This is a genomic window from Streptomyces sp. NBC_01716 (genome assembly GCF_036248275.1).
GTDB lineage: Bacteria > Actinomycetota > Actinomycetes > Streptomycetales > Streptomycetaceae > Streptomyces.
Window position 1 is genome coordinate 88,107 of sequence record NZ_CP109181.1, and the last position, 26,142, is coordinate 114,248.

Annotated in this window: 24 protein-coding genes and 3 pseudogenes; 10 read left to right on the top strand and 17 right to left on the bottom strand. The window is 69.3% G+C overall.

Annotated elements, in window-relative coordinates:
* Window positions 1-324 precede the first annotated feature (324 nt).
* Entirely contained in the window at window positions 325-495 is a 171-nt protein-coding gene (locus OIE74_RS00365) for a hypothetical protein (protein WP_329377120.1), read from the bottom strand.
* Between the two features lie 88 nt (window positions 496-583).
* Between OIE74_RS00365 and OIE74_RS00370 the strand changes: the two genes are divergently transcribed.
* On the top strand, window positions 584-907 hold the full coding sequence (locus OIE74_RS00370; protein WP_329377121.1) for a hypothetical protein: 324 nt from the start codon (window positions 584-586) through the stop codon (window positions 905-907).
* A 66-nt stretch (window positions 908-973) separates the two neighbouring features.
* Here the strand turns inward: OIE74_RS00370 and OIE74_RS00375 are convergent, their stop codons facing one another.
* Window positions 974-1,546, bottom strand: coding sequence for a TetR/AcrR family transcriptional regulator (locus tag OIE74_RS00375; protein WP_326795926.1), 573 nt, complete (start codon window positions 1,544-1,546; stop codon window positions 974-976).
* A gap of 83 nt (window positions 1,547-1,629) precedes the next feature.
* Between OIE74_RS00375 and OIE74_RS00380 the strand changes: the two genes are divergently transcribed.
* Window positions 1,630-2,580 carry an NADP-dependent oxidoreductase gene (locus tag OIE74_RS00380; protein ID WP_329377127.1) on the top strand — a complete coding sequence of 317 codons (951 nt, stop codon included), beginning with the start codon at window positions 1,630-1,632 and terminating at the stop codon, window positions 2,578-2,580.
* A 92-nt stretch (window positions 2,581-2,672) separates the two neighbouring features.
* Here OIE74_RS00380 and OIE74_RS00385 read toward each other — a convergent pair whose 3' ends face one another.
* Both OIE74_RS00385 and OIE74_RS00390 read right to left on the bottom strand, forming a co-directional pair.
* Window positions 2,673-2,852, bottom strand: coding sequence for a hypothetical protein (locus OIE74_RS00385; protein ID WP_329377129.1), 180 nt, complete (start codon window positions 2,850-2,852; stop codon window positions 2,673-2,675).
* 805 nt (window positions 2,853-3,657) lie between these two features.
* Window positions 3,658-4,473 carry a competence protein CoiA family protein gene (locus OIE74_RS00390; protein WP_329377131.1) on the bottom strand — a complete coding sequence of 272 codons (816 nt, stop codon included), beginning with the start codon at window positions 4,471-4,473 and terminating at the stop codon, window positions 3,658-3,660.
* Window positions 4,474-5,108: 635 nt separating this feature from the next.
* Here OIE74_RS00390 and OIE74_RS00395 point away from each other — a divergent pair.
* Window positions 5,109-6,326: an LAETG motif-containing sortase-dependent surface protein gene (locus OIE74_RS00395; RefSeq protein ID WP_329377134.1), complete on the top strand. Its 1,218-nt coding sequence runs from the start codon at window positions 5,109-5,111 to the stop codon at window positions 6,324-6,326.
* Between the two features lie 232 nt (window positions 6,327-6,558).
* Here OIE74_RS00395 and OIE74_RS00400 read toward each other — a convergent pair whose 3' ends face one another.
* Both OIE74_RS00400 and OIE74_RS00405 read right to left on the bottom strand, forming a co-directional pair.
* Complete coding sequence (locus tag OIE74_RS00400; protein ID WP_329377137.1) at window positions 6,559-6,834, bottom strand: DUF6381 family protein; 276 nt, start codon at window positions 6,832-6,834, stop codon at window positions 6,559-6,561.
* A 1,160-nt stretch (window positions 6,835-7,994) separates the two neighbouring features.
* A complete protein-coding gene (locus tag OIE74_RS00405) occupies window positions 7,995-8,276 on the bottom strand; it encodes a hypothetical protein (RefSeq protein ID WP_329377139.1) in 282 nt (93 codons plus the stop codon).
* A 144-nt stretch (window positions 8,277-8,420) separates the two neighbouring features.
* Here OIE74_RS00405 and OIE74_RS00410 point away from each other — a divergent pair.
* A pseudogene (locus tag OIE74_RS00410) lies at window positions 8,421-8,903 on the top strand (ATP-binding protein); the annotation flags it as partial.
* A 29-nt stretch (window positions 8,904-8,932) separates the two neighbouring features.
* On the opposite strand, the gene OIE74_RS00415 reads toward OIE74_RS00410, so the two are convergent.
* The 7 genes and pseudogenes from OIE74_RS00415 to OIE74_RS00445 form a co-directional block, all read right to left on the bottom strand.
* The gene (locus OIE74_RS00415; protein ID WP_329377141.1) at window positions 8,933-9,223 is read right to left on the bottom strand and encodes a hypothetical protein; all 291 of its coding nucleotides are present in this window, start codon (window positions 9,221-9,223) and stop codon (window positions 8,933-8,935) included.
* Window positions 9,224-9,609: 386 nt separating this feature from the next.
* Window positions 9,610-9,873 (bottom strand): annotated as a pseudogene (locus OIE74_RS00420) (Mu transposase C-terminal domain-containing protein); the annotation flags it as partial.
* A gap of 188 nt (window positions 9,874-10,061) precedes the next feature.
* Window positions 10,062-10,604 (bottom strand): ATP-binding protein, encoded by a 543-nt coding sequence (locus OIE74_RS00425; RefSeq protein ID WP_329377143.1) that lies wholly within the window; start codon window positions 10,602-10,604, stop codon window positions 10,062-10,064.
* 634 nt (window positions 10,605-11,238) lie between these two features.
* The gene (locus OIE74_RS00430; protein WP_329377146.1) at window positions 11,239-11,568 is read right to left on the bottom strand and encodes a hypothetical protein; all 330 of its coding nucleotides are present in this window, start codon (window positions 11,566-11,568) and stop codon (window positions 11,239-11,241) included.
* Window positions 11,569-11,814: 246 nt separating this feature from the next.
* Entirely contained in the window at window positions 11,815-12,756 is a 942-nt protein-coding gene (locus tag OIE74_RS00435) for a winged helix-turn-helix domain-containing protein (RefSeq protein WP_329377148.1), read from the bottom strand.
* Window positions 12,757-13,022: 266 nt separating this feature from the next.
* Complete coding sequence (locus tag OIE74_RS00440; protein ID WP_329377150.1) at window positions 13,023-13,631, bottom strand: hypothetical protein; 609 nt, start codon at window positions 13,629-13,631, stop codon at window positions 13,023-13,025.
* A gap of 314 nt (window positions 13,632-13,945) precedes the next feature.
* On the bottom strand, window positions 13,946-14,467 hold the full coding sequence (locus OIE74_RS00445; RefSeq protein WP_329377152.1) for an SUKH-3 domain-containing protein: 522 nt from the start codon (window positions 14,465-14,467) through the stop codon (window positions 13,946-13,948).
* Window positions 14,468-14,574: 107 nt separating this feature from the next.
* On the opposite strand from OIE74_RS00445, the gene OIE74_RS00450 reads away from it, so the two are divergent.
* From OIE74_RS00450 to OIE74_RS00465, 4 genes are all read left to right on the top strand, one after another.
* Window positions 14,575-15,102 (top strand): DinB family protein, encoded by a 528-nt coding sequence (locus tag OIE74_RS00450; RefSeq protein ID WP_329377154.1) that lies wholly within the window; start codon window positions 14,575-14,577, stop codon window positions 15,100-15,102.
* A 277-nt stretch (window positions 15,103-15,379) separates the two neighbouring features.
* Window positions 15,380-18,523: a discoidin domain-containing protein gene (locus OIE74_RS00455; protein WP_329377156.1), complete on the top strand. Its 3,144-nt coding sequence runs from the start codon at window positions 15,380-15,382 to the stop codon at window positions 18,521-18,523.
* A complete protein-coding gene (locus tag OIE74_RS00460; protein ID WP_329377158.1) occupies window positions 18,468-19,514 on the top strand; it encodes a GAF domain-containing sensor histidine kinase in 1,047 nt (348 codons plus the stop codon). The genes OIE74_RS00455 and OIE74_RS00460 overlap by 56 nt, the downstream gene beginning before the upstream one ends.
* 64 nt (window positions 19,515-19,578) lie before the next feature.
* Window positions 19,579-20,121 carry an MOSC domain-containing protein gene (locus tag OIE74_RS00465; protein ID WP_329377160.1) on the top strand — a complete coding sequence of 181 codons (543 nt, stop codon included), beginning with the start codon at window positions 19,579-19,581 and terminating at the stop codon, window positions 20,119-20,121.
* A gap of 18 nt (window positions 20,122-20,139) precedes the next feature.
* On the opposite strand, the gene OIE74_RS00470 is transcribed toward OIE74_RS00465, so the two are convergent.
* Window positions 20,140-20,706 carry a TetR/AcrR family transcriptional regulator gene (locus tag OIE74_RS00470; RefSeq protein ID WP_329377162.1) on the bottom strand — a complete coding sequence of 189 codons (567 nt, stop codon included), beginning with the start codon at window positions 20,704-20,706 and terminating at the stop codon, window positions 20,140-20,142.
* Between the two features lie 127 nt (window positions 20,707-20,833).
* Between OIE74_RS00470 and OIE74_RS00475 the strand changes: the two genes are divergently transcribed.
* Window positions 20,834-21,952: a saccharopine dehydrogenase NADP-binding domain-containing protein gene (locus OIE74_RS00475; RefSeq protein WP_329377165.1), complete on the top strand. Its 1,119-nt coding sequence runs from the start codon at window positions 20,834-20,836 to the stop codon at window positions 21,950-21,952.
* A gap of 200 nt (window positions 21,953-22,152) precedes the next feature.
* Here OIE74_RS00475 and OIE74_RS00480 read toward each other — a convergent pair.
* Window positions 22,153-23,136, bottom strand: a pseudogene (locus OIE74_RS00480) (MFS transporter); the annotation flags it as partial.
* Window positions 23,137-23,456: 320 nt separating this feature from the next.
* Between OIE74_RS00480 and OIE74_RS00485 the strand changes: the two are divergent.
* Complete coding sequence (locus OIE74_RS00485; protein WP_329377167.1) at window positions 23,457-23,879, top strand: pyridoxamine 5'-phosphate oxidase family protein; 423 nt, start codon at window positions 23,457-23,459, stop codon at window positions 23,877-23,879.
* A gap of 77 nt (window positions 23,880-23,956) precedes the next feature.
* On the opposite strand, the gene OIE74_RS00490 is transcribed toward OIE74_RS00485, so the two are convergent.
* Window positions 23,957-24,985 carry an Acg family FMN-binding oxidoreductase gene (locus tag OIE74_RS00490; RefSeq protein ID WP_329392116.1) on the bottom strand — a complete coding sequence of 343 codons (1,029 nt, stop codon included), beginning with the start codon at window positions 24,983-24,985 and terminating at the stop codon, window positions 23,957-23,959.
* Between the two features lie 355 nt (window positions 24,986-25,340).
* A complete protein-coding gene (locus OIE74_RS00495) occupies window positions 25,341-25,844 on the bottom strand; it encodes a hypothetical protein (protein WP_329377169.1) in 504 nt (167 codons plus the stop codon).
* Between the last annotated feature and the right edge of the window lie 298 nt (window positions 25,845-26,142).

Consider the following 26,142-nt stretch of genomic DNA (forward strand, 5'->3'; position numbering starts at 1 on the left):
CAGCGACGCCCCGGCTATGAGCGCGGTCTCGACGACCAGGAGCAGCGCGGCCCCGGCCGCGAAGCGCGCCCGGCGCCTCGGTGCTTGATGTCTGTGTGAAGACACGGAAGCGTGTGTCCTTCCCGGTAGAGAAATGCGACACGTGTACGAACGCGGGACATTACTCAGACACACCGGGGAGGCACAGGCGGTTATCGGCCGTGGCTCACAACCGCCCCGGCAGGCCCGCGAGTTGAAGCGAAACCCTGCCTTCAAACGCGGTAATGCTCACAACGGCCGTTGACGGACTTCGAGCCCAGAAACTTCGGCTCGGTGCGGCGGCCGTCAGAGACGTTGCTGGACCCAGACGGCGAGGATGCCGACGGCGCCGGTCCCCGTGCCGTAGCGGGCGTCGCGCAGCACGTGGGCGAGGGCGCGGCGCGGCGCGGCGGCGTCGTTGGATCCAGCGGATGAGGCTGCGTACAGGGCCGGGGCCGGTTTCTGCTGACCGGACAAAGTGCGCTGGTATCACTGTTGTGCCCCGGAAGGTGAACTTCGTACAGCGCCCTTCATCCAGCATGCGGCCCGTCGGTATCAACGACTTATGCGTACAAGCAGATTCACCAGATTCGCCGCCCGCGTGGCCGCCGTGGCGGCGGCCGCCTTCATGCCGCTGCCGCAGAGCGCCACGCTGGACGCCTCGTTCAAGTCGTTCGCGTACGCCTGGCGGCGCTCCTTGGTCCAGAACTTGGCGCCCGATCCCCAGCCTCACGGTCTCCGCGTGCTGGCGATGCTGTCCTGCCTGGCCTCGCTGGGAGAGTGCCCAGACCGACTGAAGGACACCCGGAACACCCGTGTCTCCGTCCAGGGCAGTCGCTCGTACCGGCCGCCGATTCAGACCCGCCCGGGTCCACGCCGAAGCCGCTGACAAGGAGGGGTCCCCGTAGTACTCGCCGAAAAACGGGCGGATATGCCTGACCTGGCAACAGTCGACTCAGCGGACTGTCGGAGCTGGCAGTGTGACCGCCTCGCGCAGCTCGGCGGCGGCCTGGGCCATGAGCTGAGCGAGGGTGGTGTCCGGCTCGGCTAGCCAGCGGGGCATGGCGCGCCGGTGGATCGCCAGCACCACGTCGATGATGAAGCGTGCTTTGCCGGGCTCGACGCCGCGGCGCTCGAGCGCCGGTGCCAGCGCGTCGGCGATGTCGGCGAGCTTGATCAGATCGCGCTCGGCCAGTGCCGGGTTGGCGGCGATCACTCTTCCCCGGCGCAGCAGGAACTCGCGTGGGCGGAAGATCTCCTCGGCGGTTCCCAGCGCGGTCAGTAGCGCCTCGATCGGGGTGAGGCCCGGGTCGGCCGCCTCGACCTGGGCGACGAGGTGGGCCTCGAGTTCGTTGCCGGCGAAGAGGACTTCCCGCTTGTCGGGGAAGTAGCGATAGAAGGAGCGCTCCTTCAGACCGGCGGCGCCTGCGATCTGCGCGACCGAGGTGCGCTCGAACCCCTGCGTCTCGAACAGCTCGAGCGCCGCGCGTTCCAGCCGGCCCTGTGCGTCGGATTCCCATCGCGGCATAGCCACCAGGGTACGACAACAGGAGCTGTTATCAGCTGGTACGGTCAATGACAACAGATGCTGTTATCAGCCAGGAGATCGTCATGAAGGCTCTGCAATTCGACCGGTTCGGTTCCCCGGACGTGATCGTGCTCCGCGACGTCCCACAGCCGGAGCCGGGACCCGGCCAGATCCGGATCGCCGTGCGGGCGTGCGGCCTGACACCGGCCGACTGGCACGTCGTCGACGGTCTCCTCGCCGACCATCTGCCGCCGCTGCCGCGCGGGCTCGGCCTCGAGGTCGCGGGCACCGTCGACGCGCTCGGCGAGGGCGTCACCGGCGTCCGGATCGGCGACCGCGTGTTCGGCCCGGCCACCTTCGACGGCCCGACGGCCGGCGCCGCCGAGTACGCGCTGATGCCGGCCTGGGCACGCATTCCCGAGGGCGTAACCGCCGAGCAGGCCGCCGCGCTGCCGATGGCGGCCGAGACGGCGTGGCGCGCGCTCGACGACCTCGGCGTCCAGCCGGGTGAGCTGCTGCTCGTCCACGGCGCGGGCACCACCGTGGGTGAGGCGGCGGTGCGCTTCGCGCTGCACCGGGGTATCCGGGTGATCGCCACAGCCGGGCCGACTCGGGCCGCCGCCCTGGAAGAGATCGGCGCCCAGGTGACCGCCTACGGCGAGGGCATGGCCGAACGTGTCAGCGCACTGACCCCAGGCCCCGTGGACCGCGCCCTGGACACCGCGCCGACCGGGGGCCGGATCGACCGCGCCGACCAGCCCAGTCCGGCCGGCGGCTCGCTACCGACCCTGATCGAGCTGACCGGGGATCCCGACCGTGTCCTCACCGTCTCGGACTTCGCCGCCGCAGCCGAACTGGGCGTCCGGATCACCACCGAGATCCGCTACGACCAGATGAATGGGTTCGCCAGGCTCGCCGGCGAAGGCATCCTGGTCGTACCGGTCGCCCGCACCTACACCCTCGACCAGATCCAGGAAGCGGCCAAGCTCAGCCAATCCCGCCGCCCCGGCGGCAAACTCATGCTCGTCCTGTGATCGCCCTGCCAGCCTGATAAAGCGAGACCACCTCGACGAGGAACGGGGCCAGGCGTCTTCTCCTCGTCCGGGCACCTTGTCCTGTCCGGCGGTCAGAACAAGGTGTCGCGTACCCGCAACGGCCGGTACCCGTTCGGGCCGAGCTGGGCGAGTTCACCTTCGATGTCGACATCGATGGCGCCGAGAAAGTTGATGTTCTCGCTGTGCGCCGGGGAGATGTGGGCCAGGACCTCGTCGTCGATGCGGCGCCCGGCCGCGCGCATCGACTCCACGGCCAGACCGTAGTCACCACGGTCGTGTCGCCATCGCGGGCCGCGAGGTCGCACAGCCGGTCCTTCCATGGGGCGTCCTGTGCGTTTCGGTATCGGGCGCGGTCTGCGCGCACAGCTGCTCCAGTCGCGCCGCCAGGAGGTGCTCGGCGGTGCGCTGCGGGGCCGTGTCGGCGGCCAGCGTCGCGGCGGCGACCAAGCTGTTCGGGATCGCCCGGTTACCAGGGGGGGTTTCTGCTCGGTGGAGTATGCGCGCTGGGCCTCCGCCTCGGCTTCCGCGCTCTGTTCCAGCCGGGACAGCGCCTACCGCTCGTACTCCCCCGCCGGACGCCGGTCTGTCCCGAACCACCGGATCCGGAGGCCGAGAACGCGGTGAACAGGTGAAGTTGTCCGGGGCAGGTGCAACTCGCTCCTGGGGGCGGAGCTGCGGCAGGATGCGCAGGCGACGGGCGCGTTGTGGCCGTATCGGCGCATCAGTTGTCCGCATCCGTTGCAGGGGCCTGGTTCCCAAGGCGGGCATCCCAGCGCGGCGGCGGCCCGCTCGTCCAGGCCTCGTTGGCGAGGGACGACCGGACCGGGAGTTGTTGACGGTGGAGAGATCGTCAGGGGCTGTGGAGCCGTCGGCGGGGGCGGCTTGATCGGGATCGACGTAATCGCGATGCCGGTCACGACACCGGTGCCGTCGCGCTGCTGCGGAATGGCAGAAGGTGCGAGTTCGTCGACCGTGATGTGGAGTTCGACGCTTCCGATGCCTCGGCGGAGGAGGGGGGCGCTGGGTCGCCAGGTCTCTTCTCCGAACTGGCAGTTTTCATCGGCGTCTCTGCCGGAGAAGTGGAGTTCGTCGTCCCTTTCCGGTTCGGGATTCTCGGTCGGCGTTTGTAGCTCGCGGTAGTCGGCCGCATCCGGTCTTCGACTTTCCGGTCGGGCAGGGTCGTTCGGCGGCGGCTGTGCAGTGCCAGTCGGCGAGGACGCGGTACCCGCCGGCGAGCGGGAGGTCCGCAGCATTGCTGATATCGCGCCAGGTGGTATCGCGGATCAGCATCCAGGGAGCCCTGTCGACGAGATGGAAGGTGTCGTTATGGGTGATCCATGCGGGGACGAGCCCGCTGTCGGAATGCGCTCTGGACCGGCGCAACACGGTACTGGGGCTGGCGTTGTAGAACTGGGCCTCGCATCCAAGACTGAGTCCGCCGTTCCCGATGATGGTGACGTCGGGGCGGGACGAGCGGTTCTTCGTGGATCTCTCGACCATTCTTTCGAGTCCGGCCGACTCGCAGGTGCGGTTGATGAAGTCCTTCATCGCCTTGTGGCGGTCGCTTTCCTCGGTCGTCATCTCGTGCGCGGTGGGCAGGTGTGCGGCCCGCAACCGCAGGTCTCCGTCTGGCCCGCAGTGTCGGCGTACGTACATGTGGGGGCTTTTGACGCCGGACAGCTCCGCCTTGCACTTACGCCCGAGATGGCTCTCGACGCAGACGAGGAGGTCGCGCCTTCGCGTGGCGGCTGGCTGGAGGAGTTCCGCGATCAGGTCAGGGACGCTGATTTCGCAGCTCTGTGGAAGCCCGAGGTCTTCCTTGTCGAGTTCAAGGAGGCGGTCCAGTCCGGAGTGCCACACACCGTTCGCCACACATGCCCCGTCCGTTACTCATAAGCTGAAAAGCCCTGGTTTTCACGGTAGAGCCAGGCACTGACAACCCATCAGGTATAGATCGGTCATTCGAGAAGGGGCGTATACCTTCGGTCTTGAGTTCCGGAATCCTTCAGGGGCGGCATCCGCGTTCGCGGCTTCTCAGCGGGTGACGGGCCCAAACACGGCTCGGCTGAGAAGTCAGGAGCGTGGGGTCGCTGACGAGGGGGGGCCACGGTGCGGCCTCCGGGCGGGTGGCCGGCTTCTTCCGCTCCGACCTGCCGACGAGGAGTGCCTGTCGGATCTGGGCGGCGGTGTCACGGGAGTGCCTCGCAGGCGGGACTCTGGCATGGGCCACGCGCGACGAGAGAGTCGGTGATCTCTTCAGGTGACCAGCGGCCCGTCATCCTCGATCGAGTCGGCGGCGAACTCGCCGCGGCCGGTGTGGTGGACGCCGTCGAACGTCATCAGGATGCGCGCCTCGCGGATCGCGCGGCTCTGGGTCTCGATGCGCCGTCCGGGTCCGGCACGACACGTACAACTGTCCGGGGCCGGTATGTGTCTAGGGGTTACAGGTGGCCGTTCTGCTGAAAGACGCCTTCCGTTCAGCGATGTCCCGACAGAGGATTCCGCCAATGCCGACCCCGCCGTACCGACGCCGCGCCTCCCGTTCCGCCGTCGCCACCCTCGGTGCCGCCGGGCTTGTCGCGCTGGGCGCCGCTCCCGCTGCCGTGGGCGACGAGGCGCCGCCCTCCCTGGCCCTCGGAGACATCAAGCCGATCACCGGAGTGAAACCGGGGAGCCCGGTCGATCTGCCGGTCACCGTCGTGAACAACGGCGCCACGACCGTCGAGAAGCTGTGGATCAAGTACACCGCCACCCGGGGTCTCGCCTTCCCGGAGGTTCCCTCCAACTGCCAGAAGCAGTACGTCGGTGCGTACGACGAGATGCCCGAGCGGTGGATCGCGATATGCGCGTTCGACAAGGCGGTGAAGCCGGGCGTCGCCTACAGGCCCCAGAAGCCGTTCGCCGTCAAGGCCGAGAAGCACGCCTTCGACGACGAGATGTGGGTGACCGTCACGGATTACGAGCCGTCACCGGACGAGAACAGCACCCCGACCCCCGGCACCGCACCGGAGATCGAACTGATCGAGTCGCCGACCGGGGGCGCGGGGTCCACTGACCGGTTCAGGGTGCCCGTCACGTCGGTCAACACGGCCGACTACGAGGTGACGGGCGCGGCGTTGCGGGGGAAGCCCGGCGACACGGTGACGATGAAGGTGACTTTCACCAACACCGGCCCTGGCTGGGTCTGGTCGAAGCCGGGGACTCCGTGGACTTCCGTCCTGGTCACGCTCCCCGCCGGAACGTCGGTCGTCAAGCCCGACTTCTACTGCAAGGCCAAGGGCAAGGTGTATAACTGCGGCCTCACGACCCGCCCGCAGGAACACCTCGAGACGGCGACCTTCACCTTCAAGTTGAAGATCGACAAGAAGGTGGCGAGTGCCAAGGGCTCGGTGGCGTTGAGCAACCGGAAACTGCCGTTCGACCCCGACAAGGCCAACGACACGGCCCCCATCACTCTGGAGGTCACCGGCGGGGAGCCAGGCGCGACGGGCGGTACGGCCGGCGGCTCCGGCTCGACCGGCGGGTCAAGCGGCGGCTCCACCGGCTCAACCGGCGGGCCGTCGTCGGCCGGCGGTACCGGTACGGCCACAACCGGCGGCAACCTCGCGGCGACCGGCTCCTCCTCCGCCACACTCCCGATCGCGGGCGCCGCCGCCGCAGTGGTCGTCACAGGCGCAGGCACCATCCTCGTCGTACGCCGCCGCAGGGGGCGGCTCGACAGCTGACGGACTGACGACGCGCCCGCCCCCGCCCCCGTGGCCCCCGGTGCTTCCTGCCCGAGCGGGGATGGTCCGAATGATGCACGGGACCGGCCCCGAAAAGGGCACTGCTGGGTCCTTCGCAGTGCGACGGCGCGGCGGTCGCCTCTCGCGTGCCCTCGCGTCGGGCTGCTCACGACGCGAGCCGCTCTTCCGGTCTGGCCGCCCGCACCCGCCGCTGTGGTACAGCTCGCCCCGGTCACTCCGCAGGATAGATGTCCCCGGCCGCCATCATGCTCTCCTGCTCGCTGTCGAACTCCAACTGCCGGGCTTTGCGATCCAGTCGCCCGCGCTCCTCAGGGTCGCTGGTCCGTTTGGCCTCCGCCTTCGCAGCGACGGCTGCTTCGCGCATTTGCCGGACGTGGCGCCGCGATTCGCCTCTCTCGTTCATGATCGAGCCTCGCCTCATCACCGAAAAGTGTCCCTTCCAGCGAAACAGGCCCGGCGGCCGAACGCCACCCGGCGTGAGGATCATCCCCGCGCCCGCAGGGATGATTCCGGCAAGTCCGTGTTCACGGACACCTTGACGAGCTGCTCCCCGCCCGCACGGATTGGTACCCCGAGCAGTGGGTGGCCGCTTTCAAAGAGCGCCATCACGGCGCGCGACCTACCTGTTCTGCGGGTAGTAGATGCTCGTCTGCGCAGTACCCGGGTGCTCGTTGAACAGGTGGTTCTCAAGTGCGCTGCGGGCCTCGTCCACGGCCCTGTAGGCAGTCTCCAGCTTCTTCTCGGGGATGGACCTCGGGGCCTTGGCGGGGATAGGCGTTGCTGAGTCGCACAGAGAGGTGGAGGAGTTCGTTTCGGATAGCGGCCAGACGCAGCCCCATGGCGTCGTGCTGCTCGTGCGTAAGTCTCGGCTTCACTGGGGTGATCTCCCTGGGGTTCGGGGTTGGTCGGATCGGATTGATTCTGATCAAAGGCTCGGGCCTACAAGAGCGGTACGTAGAGGCCAGCCGCTGCACCGAGCTGCCGGACGTTCGTCGTGGGCTGGAGCGGAGACGGCTTCCACCTGGTGGCCTGCTGAATGAAACCGCCCCTGTGGTTGTCGGTGGCGCTCCACCTGCGGTCCGGGACGGGGAGGCGTAGCCAGTTCAACCGCTCCTCAGTTACCGCATGCACGGGATGTGTGTAGTAGGTCAGGAAGTTCTCGGGGTGGTCCGGTACGTGGGGCGGGGATTCGAAGATGCCCTGCCCGTCGGGTTGAGTGACGGTCCAGTAGATCGGAACCTCTCCGGGGCGGAACTGACGGGTGATCAGGGGAGGGCGACAGCACGGGCATCCGATCGTCAAAGCGCAGACAGGTTCGACCGTCAGTCGTTCTTGCACTGCTCGCATGGACCGGCGCCGTAGATTCGAGTGCCGCAACCTAGACAGTCGTTGATGTCGTCGTCCGAAGGATCGAGTTGATCCCTGACCTGAGTCTCTGCGGCGTGCGGCGGCGGGGCCGCGTTGCGGGTCGCGATCTGCATCATGTCGGGCTGCCACATGACCTTGCTGAAGAACGTCTCGCCGATCGCGGAGAGACGAAGATTCCAGGGCCGGCCGTACGACTTGATCTCCCACCCGTTGGCGCGGGCCCGGTCAGCAGGAGCGCTGATCCGGCCGACCGGTCGGATGGGCCATGGTTTCGTGGTACTACGACGACGGCGGGGCCGGTGCGGCCTGCCGCTCCCGGTACCGGCACAGCGCCTCCTCGACTGTCTGCCGGCCCCAACTCTCGCTGTCGGCTGCCGCCAACCACGCTTCTGCGTGGGCCGCCACGGTCTCGCCGTCCTTGGGATCGAGGTCGGGCCAGTCGAGCAGAACGGTCAGGACGTTGGGGGCATCGGGATGGGTGCCGTACGAGCACAGCCATTCCAGCGCTCGGCGGGTGGCGCCGACCCGGTACGAGGAGTCCACCCTCGGGTTGCCGAGCACCGATCCCAGGAGCCGACCCAGGTTACTGTTATTGGTTCTGTTGATCCAGTGCGCGGCCAGCTCCAGAGCGCCGGCGAGCTGGTCGGCCCGGAGGTCGTCGCGCTTCAGCAGGACCTCCAGGACGCCGACCTTCGCGCCAAGTGTGAATGGATCAAGAAGAGCCTGCCGCTCTGCCTCATCGGCGACTCGGGCACCGGCAAGTCCCACCTGCTGATCGCGCTCGGCACCGAAGCCGCGATGGCCGGCTACCGGGTCAAGTACGTGCTGGCGACGAAGCTGGTCAACGAGCTCGTCGAGGCCGCAGACGAGAAGCAGCTGACCAAGACCATCGCCCGCTACGGCCGCGTTGATCTTTTGTGCATCGATGAGCTCGGCTACATGGAACTCGACCGCCGTGGCGCTGAACTTCTCTTCCAGGTTCTAACCGAGCGGGAGGAGAAGAACAGCGTGGCGATCGCCTCGAACGAGTCGTTCTCCGGTTGGACGAAGACCTTCACCGATCCCCGGCTCTGCGCGGCCATCGTCGACCGCCTCACCTTCGGCGGCAACATCATCGAGACCGGCACCGACTCCTACCGACTCGCCACCACCCGTGCCCGCGCAGAACAACAGCTGGCCACGAGCTGACCAGGACGCATGGGGCTCTGTGACCAGGATCAGTGCTCGCGGATCCTTGACCACCACCAGCCGCCGACCGTCCGTTCGCTCACCGGTCCAGGGTCCGGCAGAGTGCGACGCTCGAACTCGTCGTCGATGCGAGCAATCAACCGGCCGAGATCGCGCCGGGCACCGCGAGGGAGGTGAAGCATGGCCTCCTCCAGATCATCGCGGGCATACTCCACCTCCAGTCCGGGCTGCCAGACCGGGGACGCGTTCAGATAACGGCCGGGTTGTTTGAACGCCCACTCGAAACGGGCGAGTGCGTCAGCAACTGCGTCAGGCCACATCCGCTCATGCTCGACACGGCGGACAGCTGCACGGGTCTTCGCGGAAACGCCGCGGATCTGCCGAACTACAACATGTCTACGAGGCCGCCATCGCTCAGCGCGGACGGCCTTCGGGCGCCTACGCGGCATCGCCCTTTCTGATCAACATGGCGCCATCCTGCCACGAACGGGGCTGACGCCGCACGCACGATCGAACCCGGCGCCACCTCGCGTGCTCTTACTTCTCACCAACATTCCCGTGCTCTCCAGGCAACGCGTGATGCCGAAACCCACCAACAAGTGCTCTCGCTTGAAACCTACGCAGCCAGGCACCGCAGCCGGCGGGGGCCCGCAGGAGAAGCCGCGTATTCAGGCGCCGCCGTCGGCTGACCGTCGCAGCCGTCAGGGCCGGTCTCGGCCCGGGCCACCAACTGGCGGTGGACCGCAGAAGCGTTGCCGTGCCAGTACGCCAGCAGCACCCGGATCTCCCTGGTGATCTCGAACCGGTCACCGCTGCGTTCCCCGGGGCGGATCGCGGACCGGGGCGACCGTGAGGCCTCAGCCAGCCACCGCCACACCGTCCGCTCCGACACGCTCAGGCACTCCCCGGCCAGGCGCACATGCTCCCGCGACAGCCGCCGCTCGACGCGCAGCGCCAGCAGACGACGCACCGCCGGCGCCCGCAACGCCGTCAAAGACACCTCCCCCAGAACACCAGCCGGATCCTCCGGCGGCGCCATCGGCTGCCCGTCCACGCCGTGCCCCTCCGTCCCCTCCACTTCCATGGAGCGCGCCTTCGTTCACCTCGTCGGAACAGATGAAGGCCCCCGTACACAAGCCCTCCGAGCAGCCCGGACCGTCACGGGTAAGGGCCAAGACGCGCGCAGGCCTGCTCGATCAACTCCCGATCCACACGCCTTAAAGGGCCGCGCTCGCGGGCCGCGTAGACATGCGACGTGATCTTCGCCCACGTGCGGAAATTACCGCGCGCCATCTGCTCGTCTGCCCGCGCAAGGTCGTCTGGGTCCACCTCCGCCCACACGGGATGGAACAGAGTCAGGGTCTGCGGCACTTGAGACGGCTCAAGCCGGCCGACCTGATGCCAGGTCAGCACTCGCGAGCGCAGCGCCGAAGCACGCGGGAGGGCCCGCTCGCTTCCAGCCCCACACAGCACCAGCGCCGCCGCACAGCCCGGCGCGTCCCACAACTGCCGCAGATAATCCAGCAATGGCGGCGTCAGCCGCTGGGCGTCATCAATGAACAACACACCCGGCTCGGCCAGTGCCCACGTCAGAGCCTGGCTGGCCGGTCCGGCCCGGTGCGGCAGCGCCCCCGACGGCAGCCCGAGCGCTTCACACAGCGAGGCGCGCAGCTGCGGCAGACCGGGCGCCACGCCGGCCACCCGCCGAGTGGACACCAGCCGGGCCGCCGGCACGTACAACCGCACACCGCCGCCCCGCACCCCCGCATCTGCGGCGCCCTCCGGCACACCGGTACGTCGGCGGGCGGCCCGTCGACAACAAGCGGACCACCCGCCTCGTCCACGAGCCCCAGATCCGCCGGTGCCCGGTCATACCGGCTCGGCTCCAGCCCAGCCCGGGGCCCCGCCGGACGAGCTACTTCAAGAACCCGGCCCGCCCCAGATCCCGCTTGATCACACGGTGCAACGTCGGCAGCGAGGGCACACACTCCGCACCCCGCCCCTCCAACGCCCCTTCTTCCTGGGCCCGGAGCATCCTGCGCCGCAACTCCGCGACGTTCCCGCCCGCCTCCGCGAGGACCTCCCACAAGGCGTCACTCAGCGAAAACCCGTCCTGCCGCGACCGAGTCTCGACATGGCCCCGGCGCCCATCGGCCAGCCACCGCCACACCCGCCGAAACCCCCTGAACCGTCATACGGCCCAGCCCACCCAACCCCGCGAGCCCCTCACATAGAAACAGCGAAAGCCATGACAGCCAGCAACCAACCTGCTAGCCGCATCACAACATCCGCTTGGTCACCCCATGCCAGCGACCACAGTCCCGTCCTGCACCCGCTACCAGAACATCCACTCCGCGAGTCCGCTGACGCCCACCCACCGCCACCCCACCACACAATCGCACGAGTTGCCCGCGGCCTCACTGTTCTCGAAGATCATCTTGATGACGGGGTAGGCGAGGTCGCCCAGGAACAGCAGCCGGCCGACTGTGCCGTCGCTGTCGCAGTGAGAAGCCGTACCTCCCGGTCGGCGGGAGCCTGCATGGCCACGGCCCCGGTCGAGCCTGACGTGGCCCGGCTGGCCCAGGACGATCTCCAGGCTGACCAGTCCGTGGAGTTCACGGATCTCGCCCGCTTCGTGTAAAACCGTGGAAGAAGGGCGAAACACGCCGGAGGTCGCCCCGTCGGGGATCCGGTCCAGGACGGCGAGTGTGTGGGATGCCCGGCACCCAGCCCGGCACTTGCCCGATTCTTTGAGTACCAGGCACTGATAACTCTTTCAACTCGTGCTGCCAGGATCCGGGCGGACATCACAATGAGTCGGAACCCAGGGCAGCATCCGTGAAGTGAGAGTCAGCACACCGTGCTGCCCATAGGTCGGCAGGGAGCCGCTGCTGAACCGGTCCGTGCACGATCAGAAATCCGCCTCGACCGCCAGGTGCTCCCAGTACGAGTCGAAGAACTTCTGCGCCCGCACCACGAAAGCCATCCGACTGGACGCGAAGACGGCACCGGAGCCGGGCAAGGAATCGGCGTCCGCGCGGTACGGATGCAGCAGTGAAGCCGATCCCAGACCGATGGCGTCCCTGATCGTCATCACCTCTCCGGTCTTCTCCCACATGACGTGGTGCTCTGTGATCTCGTAGAGCCCTTGAAGGGCCTGATTCCCGTTCAGGATGTACAACTTGAAGCCGGGAACCGAGGGCACGACCCTGACGTCAACCATTACCTCGGGGACGAAATTCTTCGCCTGAAGATCGAACAGGGTCTGCCGGATCTGCGACACGCTTCGATAGAGGATGCCCTGAAGCCGCTGGAGCGGGCGCGGGTCCTCGGGATCGTCGATGTTCCTTGGCACCGGCAGCGGGGCGCGGGTGTCCGGCAGCATCAGGCGGGCCCTGATACTAGCCGGGGCCGAATTCCGGTCTTCCCGAATGCGCTGGGCCTGGTCCGAGATACGGTTCGCCAGCACTTCCGTGGTCATCGAATACACGTCGAGAGTCACCGCGCTCGCCCTGAACGCCTCGTCGAGCGACGGCCCCAGCATCACCGCGGGCACGCTCTCCGAGGCAACGGCCGCGCCCTCCGCCTCCGAGGGCACCACGCCACCGGGCAGTCCGGGAGCGACGAACGTCCCGCTCCCGCGCCGGCTCACGATCAGCCGCTCCTCGCGCAGCACGTCGAGCGCCTTCAGGACGGTCGACCTGGACGCACCGAAGCGCTCGGCCAACTCCTCGTTGGTCGGCAGCCGTCCGGTCGCCCGGAAGTCACCGCGGTTGATCGCGGCACGCAGTCCATCCGCAATGGTCGCGTACCAATACCTGGGCTCATCGTGACCTGACTCTCGATGCACCACCTCGTAACCGTACAACCACCCCACAGTTGCGTGCAGGCGAGTCCGGCATCCTTCCGCATCCACCTGCCCTTGCCAGCCGTGCGGAGGGTCGGCCGACGCATCCGGGGCGCCCGGCGGCAGAAGTGAAGTCCCACCCACCAGCCCCCAGCCCGATCACCGCCCCAGAAACCACCAACGACCTACGCCGCACCTCGCCCCCCTCCACACAACGAGACGCACAAAATTGACTTGCCATCAGCTTGCTCGTCACCGGGGAAGCCGCACCATCACAGCTGGTCTCGAATCTCTAACCAGGCAGCAACGTCGCGACTGACCTTTCCATTTGTCACGGCGGAAGAAATCCATGGAAGCGCAGACAAAATCAGTTCAACGTCTTGCAATGCGGAGAATCTGACATCCACCTCGCCACTCGCAGGGAGTACCCGCCCGACGGGCGCATAGTATCCCTCCCTGGCGGCCAAATGCTCCGCCTTTCTGATTTTGGAGTCTGCTATTTCCTGTTCACGCGAAACAGGCATGCGATTGAGTGCCCATTCGGCAGCCCCGCCCGGCGTTACAACTTCAGGCAGGTCGGCGACCGGCGGGTCGTATCGGAGCGCGATGGCCGCGAGTCGCAACATCCAGTACGCGCCCATGGGTGGCCTGATATCCCCAATGGCTACCGCGAGGCTGACAACCTCCACGCTAACTTCAAAGTCATGTCCACGCCGGCTCGAAACCACATCCAGTAAGGAGCTCAGGCTGGTTTCTAGCGATTCGAAAATCGCCAACCACCACTGAGGGAAGCTTCCATCAGGAAAGCGTCTGCAGATCCAGTCGGAGATCCCATGGACTGGGATGCTGCGAATCTCCCGAAGATCGGACTCTACGCTCATTTACGGGGCCTTCCCGCCGTAGTCCCTAATCACTGCAAATGGAACCCTGATTCCAGCTCCAGCGAAGGCGTCGACGCCTCGCGCGATAAACGCCGCAGCACGCTGCGCGCAGGGCGGCGTGTAGCGGCCCGTGAAGCTATCGAACGAAGAAACCGCACCACCATTTCGAAATCCCACTTGCCCAGCGCCAATTACTGGCGCTCCACCGCCAGCCACAGTGTGATGGATTCCGGGGCCAGCCCAAACCATATTAAGATTCCCTGCCTCGCCGATCGCCAGGAAAATTCCTCCTGCCCCACTTCCCCCAACGGAAATCATCCGAGACCGAAAAATTCAGAAAGCTCCGAAAATCTCCCCTCCTCCCCGATGGCAAGTTCCGGATCGAATTCAAACGACTCTCGCGCACATGTGATTCCCGGTCCATCGTTTTCCACTCGAATACCGCCGAACTCCGCAAAGAATTCTCCTGCCGCTGCATTCCAGGCGAAATTCTGCATTGCCGCTTTCCAACGGACCAGATTAACTCGGCGATCCGGAACCCAGCCCGCCCGCCGAAGGTCGCTTTCTACCTCTACCTTGTCGCCCGGGAAGAGGCCCTCGCCCTTCCGGACAGGCACGAAACCGACTCCGAGCTCGACCGCAGCCGCACCGCCCAGGAGAAACCCCCGCGCCTCGATGCCGCAGACCGCAGTGATCCCCTCACCTCGAAACGGTTCAACGAGACCGGTCACCACCGCGGCCAGTGCCCGGGCATCCCGAAAGACCGCCCACACATCGGCGTGGCCACTGATCCACCGGAAGTGTTCAAGCGCCAGGTCACGTGCCCTCACGGGCATGGACGGAAGTCTCCCGACCGCCCAGCAACGCCGCAAGCCATCACCGACACCCACCTCCTCCCCGCCGCTGATGACGGACATCGGCCGCCGCTGCCAGGGAGTGGCTCATGAATACGACACCGGACGGACGGCCCATCCCGCCCGCACACGCCGACGAGCGCACCATGCTCGAAGCATGGCCGGACTTCCACCATGCGACACTCGCCCTCAAGTACTCGGGCCTCAAAGATGATCAAATACGGACTACCGCGGCATCACCCTCGCCGATGACACTGCCCGGTCTCGTCCAGCACATGGCCAAGGTGGAACACAACTGGTTCCAGAGCGTGTTCACCGGTCCGACCGAGCCACCCGTCCTCGGCAAGACCAACCCCGACGGCTTCACCCTTCAGCCCGAACGAGGACTCGACGAGGCAACGGCTGCCTGGCAGGCGGAGGTCGCCCGAGGTCGTGAGCTGATCGCTGACGCGTCGTTGGACGACTCCGGTCACCTGTCCGAGCAGGAAGCAGTTCACCTCGGCGGCCAAGGAATCTCCCTGCGCTGGATCATGGTGCACATGATCGAGGAATACGCACGTCACAACGGTCACGCCGATCTCCTCCGTGAGCAGGTCGACGGAGCAACCGGCGCATGAGACGCCCCCCGGCCGGGGTGATCAGGCAAGACCCATGACCTCCTCGGCGGTGGCCTCCCCACGGGATACCTGATCAGGCCGGCGTACGGGCGCGGCTGCCCCGCATGACGTGCCCGCGGCTCAGGGCCCCCGGCCCCGGCCCCGCCCCGGACACCACTGAGAGCCGGCCGCAGGCAAGCCGGCGGTCCCGGGGCTTGACGGTTTGGACAGTGCGAACCAAGAATGCAGTGGATCCTGACAACGTTGTCTTAGGTTCGAACCCAGGAGGCGCATCCGCGTGAACCACCACCCGCCCCGGCTGAGCAGACGCCGGTTCGCCCAACTGTCCGGCCTCACAGTGGCGTTGGCGGCGTCCACGTCGCTCGGTGTCTCACCGGCCGCGGCCGACGGCCGGCCGGGCGTGCGTCGCCCGGCCGCTCCCGATGACATCGCCGACGCCTACTACCGGGCCCTGCTCACCCACACCCACTGGTCCGAAACCCAGTGGGACGCCTCCAAGGGGTACTACACCGCCAAGAACTTCGGCTTCGCCGTCGTCCTCGGCAACGCGCTGCTGCTCACCCGCGGTTCGTACGACGCCGAACGGGCCGGTGTCGACGAGAAGACCCTGCTCCTCCGTACCATCGCCACCATCAAGCACTTCGCCTCGTCGAACCGCCTCACCGGAGGCAGCGAATGGGGCCGCACCCTCTTCTTCGACACCACCTTCCAGCTCTACTTCGTCCTCGCGGCGCGCCTTCTCTGGGACCGGCTCGACAGCGAGACGCGCGAGAACGTCGACACGATCGTGCGGGCGCAGGCCGAGTTCACCACCGGACTCGGTACCGGGGACGACCCCGCCTCGGGAGACTGGACACCGCGCGGCCTCACCGGCGGCTATGTGGGCGACACGAAGCTGGAGGAGATGGGTGTCTACGCGCAGTCACTGGCCCCCGGACTCGCCTGGGCGCCCGACAGCGTGACGTACTCGCAGTGGCGGGACGCCTTCGGCCGCTGGAGCCGCAACGAGGCCGGGCTGCCGGCCGCGGACCGCGCCAACCCGGCGCTGGTCGACGGTGTCCCCGTCAGCGACAACACCGCGCAGAACCTCTACGACACCTTCATCGTCGAGAACCACGGCTCGTTCGGCCCGCATTACCAGTCCGAACTCTGGCGGACATCCGGGCGCAACGCCGCCCACTTCGTCACCGCCGGCCGGCCGATGCCCGAGGTCCTGACCTCGCAGCCGAACGCCGGGCTTCTGTGGGACACCCTCCTCATGGTGATGAGCGACTCGGGTGAGCCCCTGATGCCGATGGTCAACGACCGTGAGCACCTCTACGGACGCGATGTCATCCCCCTCGCGTTCCTCGCCCAGGTGCTGGGAGACCGGGCCGCCGCCCGCGCCGAGGCCGCGCTGGCCGAGCGCCTGGAGGCCTACCAGGCGTACGCGCCGGTCAACCGCCTGACCAAGTTCTCCGGAGAGCCCAAGTACGAGCCGGAGGCCCGCGCCGAGATCGCCGTCAGCTACCTCCTGCACGAGTGGCGGGCCGCGCAGGGCAAGGCGGTACGCCCGCTCACGGAGCGGGAGTTGTTCGAACGGGCCAGCGGCGTACGGGACTTCGGCCCCGGACCCGGCCTCATCGCGCACCAGTCACCGGCCGCCTGGGCCGCCGCCGTCAGCAAGCCCGGCTACGTCAAGTTCGCCTGGCAGCCCGCCCACGACAACTGGCTCTTCGCCCTCAGCGGGAACACACCCATGTTCCTTCCCTCGACCGCCGCCAAACCGGCCGCCCGATCCGTCACGACGTACAGCGAGGTCCGTGACGGCTTCGACGGCAGCGCGACGGTCTTCACCCTGCCCACGGGCTTCGCCGGGTTCACCACCCTCCCCTCGGGGGACGTCGTCTACGCGACGAGCGGCACCTCCGCCGGCGAGGGCCATCTCGAAGTGCGCAACCTCACCATGCCGGGCATCAAGGGCCTCGACGGCGGCCGTACGTACACCACCGCCGAGGGGGCGACCACCGTCTCCGCCAAGGACGACGGCGCCCCGGCGCCCGGCGGGCGCACGGACGACATCAGCTTCACCAGGGCCTCCTACCGTCAGTTGCGGATGCGCGGGATCACCCCGGACCCCAAATACGGCTACTCCCTGTTCGCGATCGAGGTACGCGACGGCGCCGAGGGGGCGGACCTCGCCCGGGGCGCCACCGCGACCGCCTCGTCCTCCGACACCGGCAAGGGCGCGGCCCTGGCCGTCGACGGCGACCTCACGACCCGCTGGGCCGTCTCCGTCGCCGACCGCCCGCGGGCGGACAGCTGGCTCACCGTCGATCTCGGGCAGGAGCGGGAGTTCGACCGCGTCACCCTGCGCTGGGAGGCCGCCGCCGGCCGGGCGTACGCACTCCAGGGCTCGGTGGACGGAAAGACCTGGACGGACCTGGAACGTTTCCCGCACGCCGACCTCACCAGCACCGGCGGCTGGGTCTCGGTGGACGGGCGGGCGGGCCTCGTCGTACGCGGCGCGAAGAACCCGCTCGCCGTCTACGGCGACACGCTGGTCCTCTCCGACGGTCCGGCCGAGGCCGTCCTCGTGGAGGGTTACGCCGACGGCGACCCGTCCGGGGTGAAGGCCGCCGCACGGCGCGAGGCACCCAGGCCGGAGCATCCTGATGTACTCGCGAGCACCGCGGGAGGTCACCTCAGCCTGTTCAACCTGTCGGCCACCGCCGTGACCACCACGGTGTCCCTGCCCCAGGACACCCGTTCGGTACGGCTGTACGCGGGCACGCAGACGCTGACGGCCGACGGCACCGACTACCGCGCCGAACTCCCCGCGGCTCAGGCGGAGGTGGCACCCGCCCGCTTCGTACTGCGGCCCGACGGCGGCGGGCGCGTTCCGGCCGGACTGCGCGCCGAGGTCGTGGACGCGGCGACACTCCGGCTGACCGGGCCCTCCTGCCGGCTGGTGGTCACCCCACCGGGCGGGCGGGCGACACACGTCAGTGTGCGCCGCGGGCGTACCGAGAACGTCACCGTGCGCGGTACCACCGCCTATCCGCTCACCGACATGGCACTCGGGCGCGTCACCTTCCCGACGGCGCCGCTCCCGGCCGGCATGTCCGACCCGGTTGCGGCGGTCGACGGCGATCCGCACACCTCCTGGAGTCCGGGCGCCGGCGGCCGCATGGTGGTCGACCTCGGGGCACCGACGGCGATCGGCGAGATCCGGATCAGCTGGACAGGGGGGCGGGCGCCGTCGGCGGAGGCCGAGTTCAGCACCGACGGTCTGTCGTACGAGCCTGCCGGAACCCTCCGGACCAGGGGTCGTGTCGCGACACTCACCACGAAAAGCACCGCCCGCTACGTGGCCCTGCGGATCAGTGGCCGGGCCGGCAACGACGCACGCGTGGTCTCGCTCTCCGTACTCCCCGGCTGACCCCCGCACCCGTCCGTCCCACCCGGCCGGTACGACGGCCACGGCACCTCGCCGTGGCCGTCGTATCCGCCCAGTGGCGCACCGGGCGACGTCCGGCGGCGGTCGGCGGCGGCCCGCGGCGGCCGGGGAGACGGTCACCAGCGACGCGGTCAGCGTCGACCCCCGCGCCGATGGCGGCAGTTCCTCCGTGGTCGACCTGGGGCCGGCGTTCTATGTGCCCCTCGGCACCCGCGACCACGTACGCGGCGTCCTGCTGGTGGCGAATGTGCCCGGCGGGCGGGTGTTCCCGGACGCGGTCGTCGACATGGTCATCTGTTTCGGCAATCAGGCGGCGCTGACCCTGGAGGTTGCCGAGCACCGCCAGGACGCCGAGCGCATGCTGGTCCTCGGCGACCGTGACCGTATCGCCCGCGACCTGCACGACCTGGTCATCCAGCGGCTGTTCGCCGGCGCCCTGACCCTTCAGTCCACGCTCGGCCGCGTCGCCGACCGGCCCCAGGTGAGCGAGAGGATCCAGCAGGTCGTGGACGACCTCGACGACACCATCAAGGTCATCCGCTCCACCATCTACGGCCTGCGGGAGAGCGACCGCGGCCGGGGCGGCCTCCGGGCGAGAGTGGTGACGGAAACCGATCGGGCCGCCGAAGCCCTCGGCTTCACCCCGGCGCTGCGGATGACCGGCCTGCTGGACACCGACGTACCCGCCGAGTACGCCGAGCATCTCCTGGCCGTGCTGGGCGAGGCGTTGTCCAACGCGGCCCGGCACGCTCACGCCACCGCCGTCGACGTCGGTGTCGACGTGAGCGACCGGACTCTCCGGTTGCGGGTGCGGGACAACGGCCGGGGCATCGATCCCGCCACCACCCGGCGCAGTGGTCTCGCCAACCTCCGGCGGCGGGCCGAGAACCTGGGAGGAGGCTTCAGCACGTCCTCGAACCAGCCGAGCGGCACGGTCCTGGCCTGGAGTGTGCCTCTGCCCCTGCCGTCCTGAGGCCTGAGGGTTCCCGAGAGCCGGGTCATAGCTGATCATTGCCATGGGGAAAGGGGCACGGAGGATGAGCGGGACAGTGACGGCGGTCAGCAGCAACGGCGAGTACTCGTTCACCAAGCCGAACCGGGACAGCATCATGCTGCTCGCCGGGCTCGGTGTGGAGGGCGACGTACATGCCGGCGTGACGGTCAAGCACCGCTCGCGGGTCGCGCAGGACCCCACTCAGCCGAACCTTCGTCAGGTCCACCTCATCCATGAAGAGCTGTTCGCCGAGGTCGGCGCTGAGGGATTCACGGTGGTGCCCGGTGACCTCGGCGAGAACATCACCACCCGCGGCATCGATCTGCTCGGCCTGCCGGTCGGCACGCTGCTGCGCGTCGGCGACGACGCGGTGCTGGAAGTGACCGGCCTGCGCAACCCGTGCCCGCAGATCGACAACTTCCAGGACGGGCTGCTGAAGCAGGTTGTCGGCCGCGACGAAGCCGGGAGCATCGTGCGCAGAGCCGGAATCATGAGCATCGTGAAGAAGGGCGGTGCGGTGCGTCCGGGTGACACGATCAAGGCGGAGCTTCCCAGCGGGCCGCACCGACGCCTGGAGCGGGTCTGATCCGACTGCCTGTCCTTCTCACGCCCCGGCGACGGCGGCCCGCAGTTCGTCGGTCACCGTGTGCAGGCAGCTGCCGAAACTCGCCTGCCCCGCGGTCTCGATCCACTGCCGGAAGGCGTTCCGGAAGGCCACTGTGGCGAGCTGCGCGGCCAGTTCGGCCGTCCCGGCGTTCACCTGACGTTGCATCAGCGCGTCGCGCATGGCCTCGGTGACCGCGGCCATCTTGGTCCGTTCGCGCTCCCGCAGCTCCGGGCTGGCGTCGATCACCGCCTGGCGCTGCGTCACGTCGCCCAATTGTTCGGCGAGTTGGGCGCCGACCCGCGCCAGTGCGTCGAGGGCGGCAGCGAGCGGGGCCGCGTTCGGGTCGGCCGTCAGGACCGCCTGCGCCAGTGCCGGGGGAAGGCGCTCCGAGCCGGCGAACAGGACCTCTCGCTTGTCGGGGAAGTAGCGGAAGTAGGAGCGCCGGGTGAGCCCGGCCCGCTCGGCGATATCGGTCACCGTCACGTTGTCGTATCCGCGCTCCAGGTACAGCTCGACAGCCGCCCGCTTCAGGCGCTCCTCGGCACCCGGATCCCACCTCGCCATGGGTTGACTCTAGCAGGCGATGTCTCACTGTGTCGTCAGTGCTAGCCTGCACTCACGACACACCGTGTCATCACTGAGGGGCTCGCTCGTCCCCGGTGCGGTCCGGAGCAGGCAGGAGGACGTTCACATGACCGAGACCAGCGGGATCGGCAGGACGACAGACGAGAGCAGGACGAACGACGAGGTATGGGTGGTCGGGGCGACCGGCCGTATCGGCCGGGGCGTGACCGCCCGGCTGGCCGCGCGGGGGCTGACCGTCGTGCCGGTCGGGCGCAGCCGGGAGCGGCTGCTCGCTGCCGGGGCCGAAGCCGGTCTGCCCGGGGACGCGAAGGTCGTCGTCGCCGACTCGGCCGGGCGGATCGCGGACGAGATCGTCCGGGAGCGCCCGCGGGTGGTGGTGAACACCATGGGCGCCTTCGCCACCACGGCACCGGTGATCGCCCGTGCCTGCATGCCCGGCGGCCACTACGTCGACCAGGCCAACGACGTGGTCGCCGTGGAGGGGCTGCTCGCCCTGCACGACGAGGCGGTGAAGGCGGGCAGCACCCTGGTCACCGGCGCCGGATTCGGCGTGCTGGCCACAGAGGCGGTGGTGGCGAAGCTGTGCGAGGGCCGGGGTGCGCCGCACCGGGTGCGGGTCGACGCCGTGGCCTCGGTGGCCATCGAGGCGGGTGTGCTCGGTACCGCCCTCGCGGCCAGCATGGTGGACGTGCTCACCGCCGGCGGACGGCGGTACGACAACGGGTGGCTGGTGCCGTCACGCCTTGGCGCGGACCAGCGGCGACTCACCTTCCCGGACGGGGAGTCGGCGAAGTCGGCAGGTGTCGCGTCCGGCGACCTCGTCGCGGCGCACGCGGCGAGCGGAGCACCGTTCGTCACCGCCACTTCCGCTCTCGTGCCGACCGCGCCGCTTGTACGTGCCCTGCTCCCGCTGCTCGGCCGCCTGCTGTCCGTTCCGGCCCTGCGACGCCTCGCCGTCGACCGGCTCGGCCGGGCCGCGATCAAGAAGGCCGTACCCCGTCCGCGCACACACTCCTGGGGACACGCCGTCGTGGAGTGGGCGGACGGCACCCGGCACGAGGGATGGCTCCGCGCCGGCGACGGCATGGACTTCACGGCCGACGTCACCGCCACCGTCACCGAACTGCTGGCCCGCGGTGCCGGCAGGCCCGGCGCCTGGACACCGGCAGCCGCCCTCGGGCCCGACCTGGCGACGACCGCGGGCGGCACCTTCGTACGGGACTGAGGAGCACCGACGAGTCGCCCCACTCGGAGAACCGGTCCGTCCTTCGTTCCTGTCGGTCCGGGCCGCTCGCCCCTATCCGGTGGTGCCGGCCGTGCGGTGCTCGCGCCGGCGGGCGGTGCCGGAATCGCTCGCGCCGCCTTCGAGTGCGGCACGGACGCCGGTGAGGGTGAAGGCCAGCGCCGCGGCGGCCACGACGGCGAGCCGGTGACCGAGCCGACCTGGCCGGCCGGGGTGCGCAGCGCGACCAGGGCGAAGGTCGCTCCGCTGGCGGCGCCGAGTGCGGCGGCCATGGCCAGGAAGGCGATGGTGCCCACCGGCGCCAGGGCCGGGGTGAAAGCCTGCACGACGGCACCGGCCACGACCACGGTCAGCGCGCCGGCCAGCACCCGGACCGGGCCGAGCCGGTCGGACAGCCAGCCGCCGATCGGGCGCATCGCCACCGCGAGGAGGACGAACCCGGCCATGCGATTGGCGGCGTCGCCCTGGGTGAGGCCGTAGCCGGTCTTGAGGTAGGCCGGCAGGTAGACGGAGAAGGCCACGTACCCGCCGAAGGCCACCGCGTACAGCGCGGACGCCTGCCAGGTGATGCCGAGCCGGGCGGTGGCCGCCAGCCGGCGGGCCAGCGGCTCGGTCGGCATGGTGCGGCCGGGCGCGTCACGCAGCAGCAGCGCGGCGGCGACGGCGTACGCGGCCAGCACCGCGGCGGTGATCAGGAAGGGAGTGGACATGCTGTGCGTGCCGACCAGCTTCACGGTGGTCAGGGCGCTGATCGCGGTGCCACCCATGCCGGCGCCGAAGACACCGATGGCGAGACCGCGCCGCGTGGGCGGGAACCAGGCGTTGACGAGCGGTACACCGACGGCGAAGGCGCTGCCGCCGATGCCGAGGAAGAAGCCGCCCGCCAGCAGCGCGGCGAGGGAGGAGTGCCCGGCCAGGCCGAGGTAGAGCACCGGCACGATGGTGGCCGCCGACACGATCGGGAACATCACCCGGCCGCCGAACCGGTCGGTCAGCGCGCCCACCGGGATACGGCCCAGGGAGCCGACCACGACCGGCGCCGCCACCAGCAGCGACTGCTGGAACGACGACAGGCCGAGGCTGTCCTTGAACCGAGGGCCGAGCGGGCTGAGCAGCGCCCACGCCCAGAAGTTCACGGCGAAACCGACCGTGGCCAGAGCCGGCATCAGCCACGCCCGGCCGGGCACCGGCGTACCCGACGGTGAGCCACCGCTCCTCGACTTCAACGGCTGGACCATGTCGTCCGTCCCTTTCCTCTGCACGGTGGTACGGCGCCACCGTGATCGCACACGCACCGCAAGTCCCTTGCCTGCGGGGCGACTTCCCGTCACCACTGTTCACCCCGCGACTCGGCGGAGGCATGGGCCATCAGTCCCTGCCGGCGGACAGACAGTCCCGGGGTGCGGATCCGGCGGTCCGGAGCCGGGAGGGGGGTAGGGCCGGTCGGCCCTACCCCCCTCGTGGCTCCCGCGGGGACGATGGAGCGATGTTCAGGAACGACGCCTTTCGCGCGCTCGACCGGCAGGAGAGCCTGCGCCTGCTCGCCAAGACGCCGGTCGGCCGTGTGGTCTACACCCGGCAGGCGCTGCCCGCGGTCCTCCCCGTCAACTTCTCCCTGGACACGGACGCCTCGGTGCTGCTGCGCACCTCGCCGGACTTGGACCTCGTACGCGCCATCGACGGTGTCGTGGTCGCGTTCGAAGCCGACGAGTTCGACGCGTCCACCCGGTCCGGCTGGAGTGTGGTCGTCACCGGCCGGGCCACCGTGGTGACGGACCACGCCGAGCACGAGCGGCTGTCGCAGGCCGGCCCCACGTCCTGGATGCCTCTGCGGGAGGCGGTGTTCGTGCGGATCGAAGCCGAGATGGTCACCGGTCGCGAGCTCAACGGGGCACGCGGCGATCGGTGAGGCGCGGCAATCCGTGAGGGGCGGCGGAGCGGGCCGACGCCGGCCGCCCCGGCCGGACGCGAGACGGTGTCGCGGAGTCAGCCGGTCGGCCCTGTGCCCGGGTGCGAGGCTCTCGGCTCCGTGACGCAGCCGGCTTCGGGGTTCGCGGACGCGCGCGGCGTGTGGCCGCCGTCCGGGCCGTAACCGAAGCGGATCAGCATCTGCGGGCGGCAGAGCCGCCTGGAGCCGGCCGTCGCTCTCCGCAAGTCCGGCCATTCCATGGCCTGGTGGAGGAGCGAGGTACGCACTCCTCGGGCCGTTGCCGTGAGCAGGACGTACTGCAGGGCCTGGCCCGCGCGCAGCCAGTCCTCCCGCCCATCGTCGGACGTCCACAGCAGGGCCGCCTGGGCATGGCGTTCGAAGCGCAGGGTGGGGCGCCGGAGGGCGGCCTGCGCGCCGGTGAAGTCCCTCATCGGCATCCGCGCCGCCGAGTCGGGCGGGCCGAGGGCGGTGAGCGGTATGCCGTAGGGGGCGTCCCTACCGGGGGCGGTGATCCAGCCGCGGGTTTCGGCGGCGCGCTCCGGGTCGGCGATGTTGCGTGCCTCCGCCGTGGCGGTCAGGCGCAGGAGCCACCGTGTTCCGGCGATGTCCGGCACATGCAGCCGCGCTCCGGCGCGATGCGCGGCCGCTGTCATCTCCGCCACGATCGGCGGGGGCACCGGCCTGCCGGTGAACGGCATCCGGCTTGAGTGCCGCTGCGCGATGGCCTCATGGAGACCGGCTTCATCGAGCTGGTCGTCCGCGGTGAGCCGGCGGGTCAGCCGGACGGCGGCCAGCAGTCCGGGTGCGTGCGGGTCCGGCAGCAGCCGTACCTCCGGTCGCATGCCCAGGTGTACGGCGGCGAGCCGGAGGTTGAAGACCGCGGCGCCCACGGACAGATAGAGGGCGCGGTGCGTCGGGTCGGCCAGCGGCAGGGTTCGCTCCGGCGCCGAATGAACCTCAAGCACCTGGCTTTCGGGGTCCAGGCGGAAGCGCCAGGGCTGTGTGTTGTGGATCGACGGTGCCGCGACGGCGGCCGCCAGGAGCGACTCCACGGTGGCCGCGTCCAGCAAAGTTCGGGTACGCATGATGCCTCCTCTTTCTTCCTCGTGACCGCGGGTCATCGGCATCCCGGACCGGCGGACGGCCGACGCGGTGAAGCGGTCCCTGGCCTCCGGGTCGAGCGGATGGCGGGCCGGCGGCAGGATCACGGCGGGGCTCATCGCGCGGTCCTGCCCAGCGCCCGGGGGCTGTGCCCGGCCGCCCTGGAGTGGGGGCAGACAAGGCGGGCGGCGGGACGGTGACCTGGCCGGACCGCGCGCGGTGCCCACCGCGCGCGGCAGCGGCGGAATCGGCATCGAGGCCGGTCGGCGTGGTCGTGCACGGGATACCTCCGGATCGGTCGCCGTCAGCGTCCACCGGCGGCGGCGGTCGGCGCGGTGTTCAGGAGCGGTTCGGGGAGCGGGAGGCCAGGGCGTCCGCGGTGGCCACCAAGGCCGCGCCCAGGCCGGTCAGCGCGGCACCCAGGCCCGTGACCAGGGTCGTGAGGTGCCATGCCTGGTAGGCGGACAGCAGTGAGGCGCGCAGGGACTGGCCCATGAACGCGGTACGGCGCAGTTCGGAGAGCTTCCCGTCGTCACCTCCGGTGGCGTGCAACTCGGTGCTGATCTCGGCATAGGTGCGACCGCCGGTGGCATGGGCGAGATTGCCCTTGATGAACTCGGCGTAGGCGTGCGCCTCGGGGCCGGTTTCCACGCGCCGGCCCGCGTAAGCGGCGAGTTCGGGGGGCAGACCGCGCTCGGGGAAGGTGATCTTCTGGGCCGCCAGCTCGGTACGGATCTCCTTCCGGCCGCTGCGAGCGCGCAGCACCATGAGCGGTCCGGCGACGCCCAGGGCTGTTCCGACCGTGGCGAGCAGGGTGCCGGCCCGACGGTGTGATCCGTCCATGGCGTGTTGTCCTTCTTTCCACTGGGGCGTGTCTTGGGGATGTTGGCTCTGGGTGTCTCTGGGGTGGTGGCTCCGGGGAGGGTGATGCTGCGTCCGGCCGCGAGCAGCGGCCGGACGCACGACCGAACCGGACGCCACACGCCGTACGCGCCACACCCGCGACGGCCGGGTACGGGGGAATCGGCCGCCTGACGGGCACGGGACGCCCTCGTACGGATGGGTATCCGCGGTTCGATCAATGCCCAGCATGCAACGCCCGCCACACCGGCTCCCTGGCCGACCGGTCCCAACTCCGGGA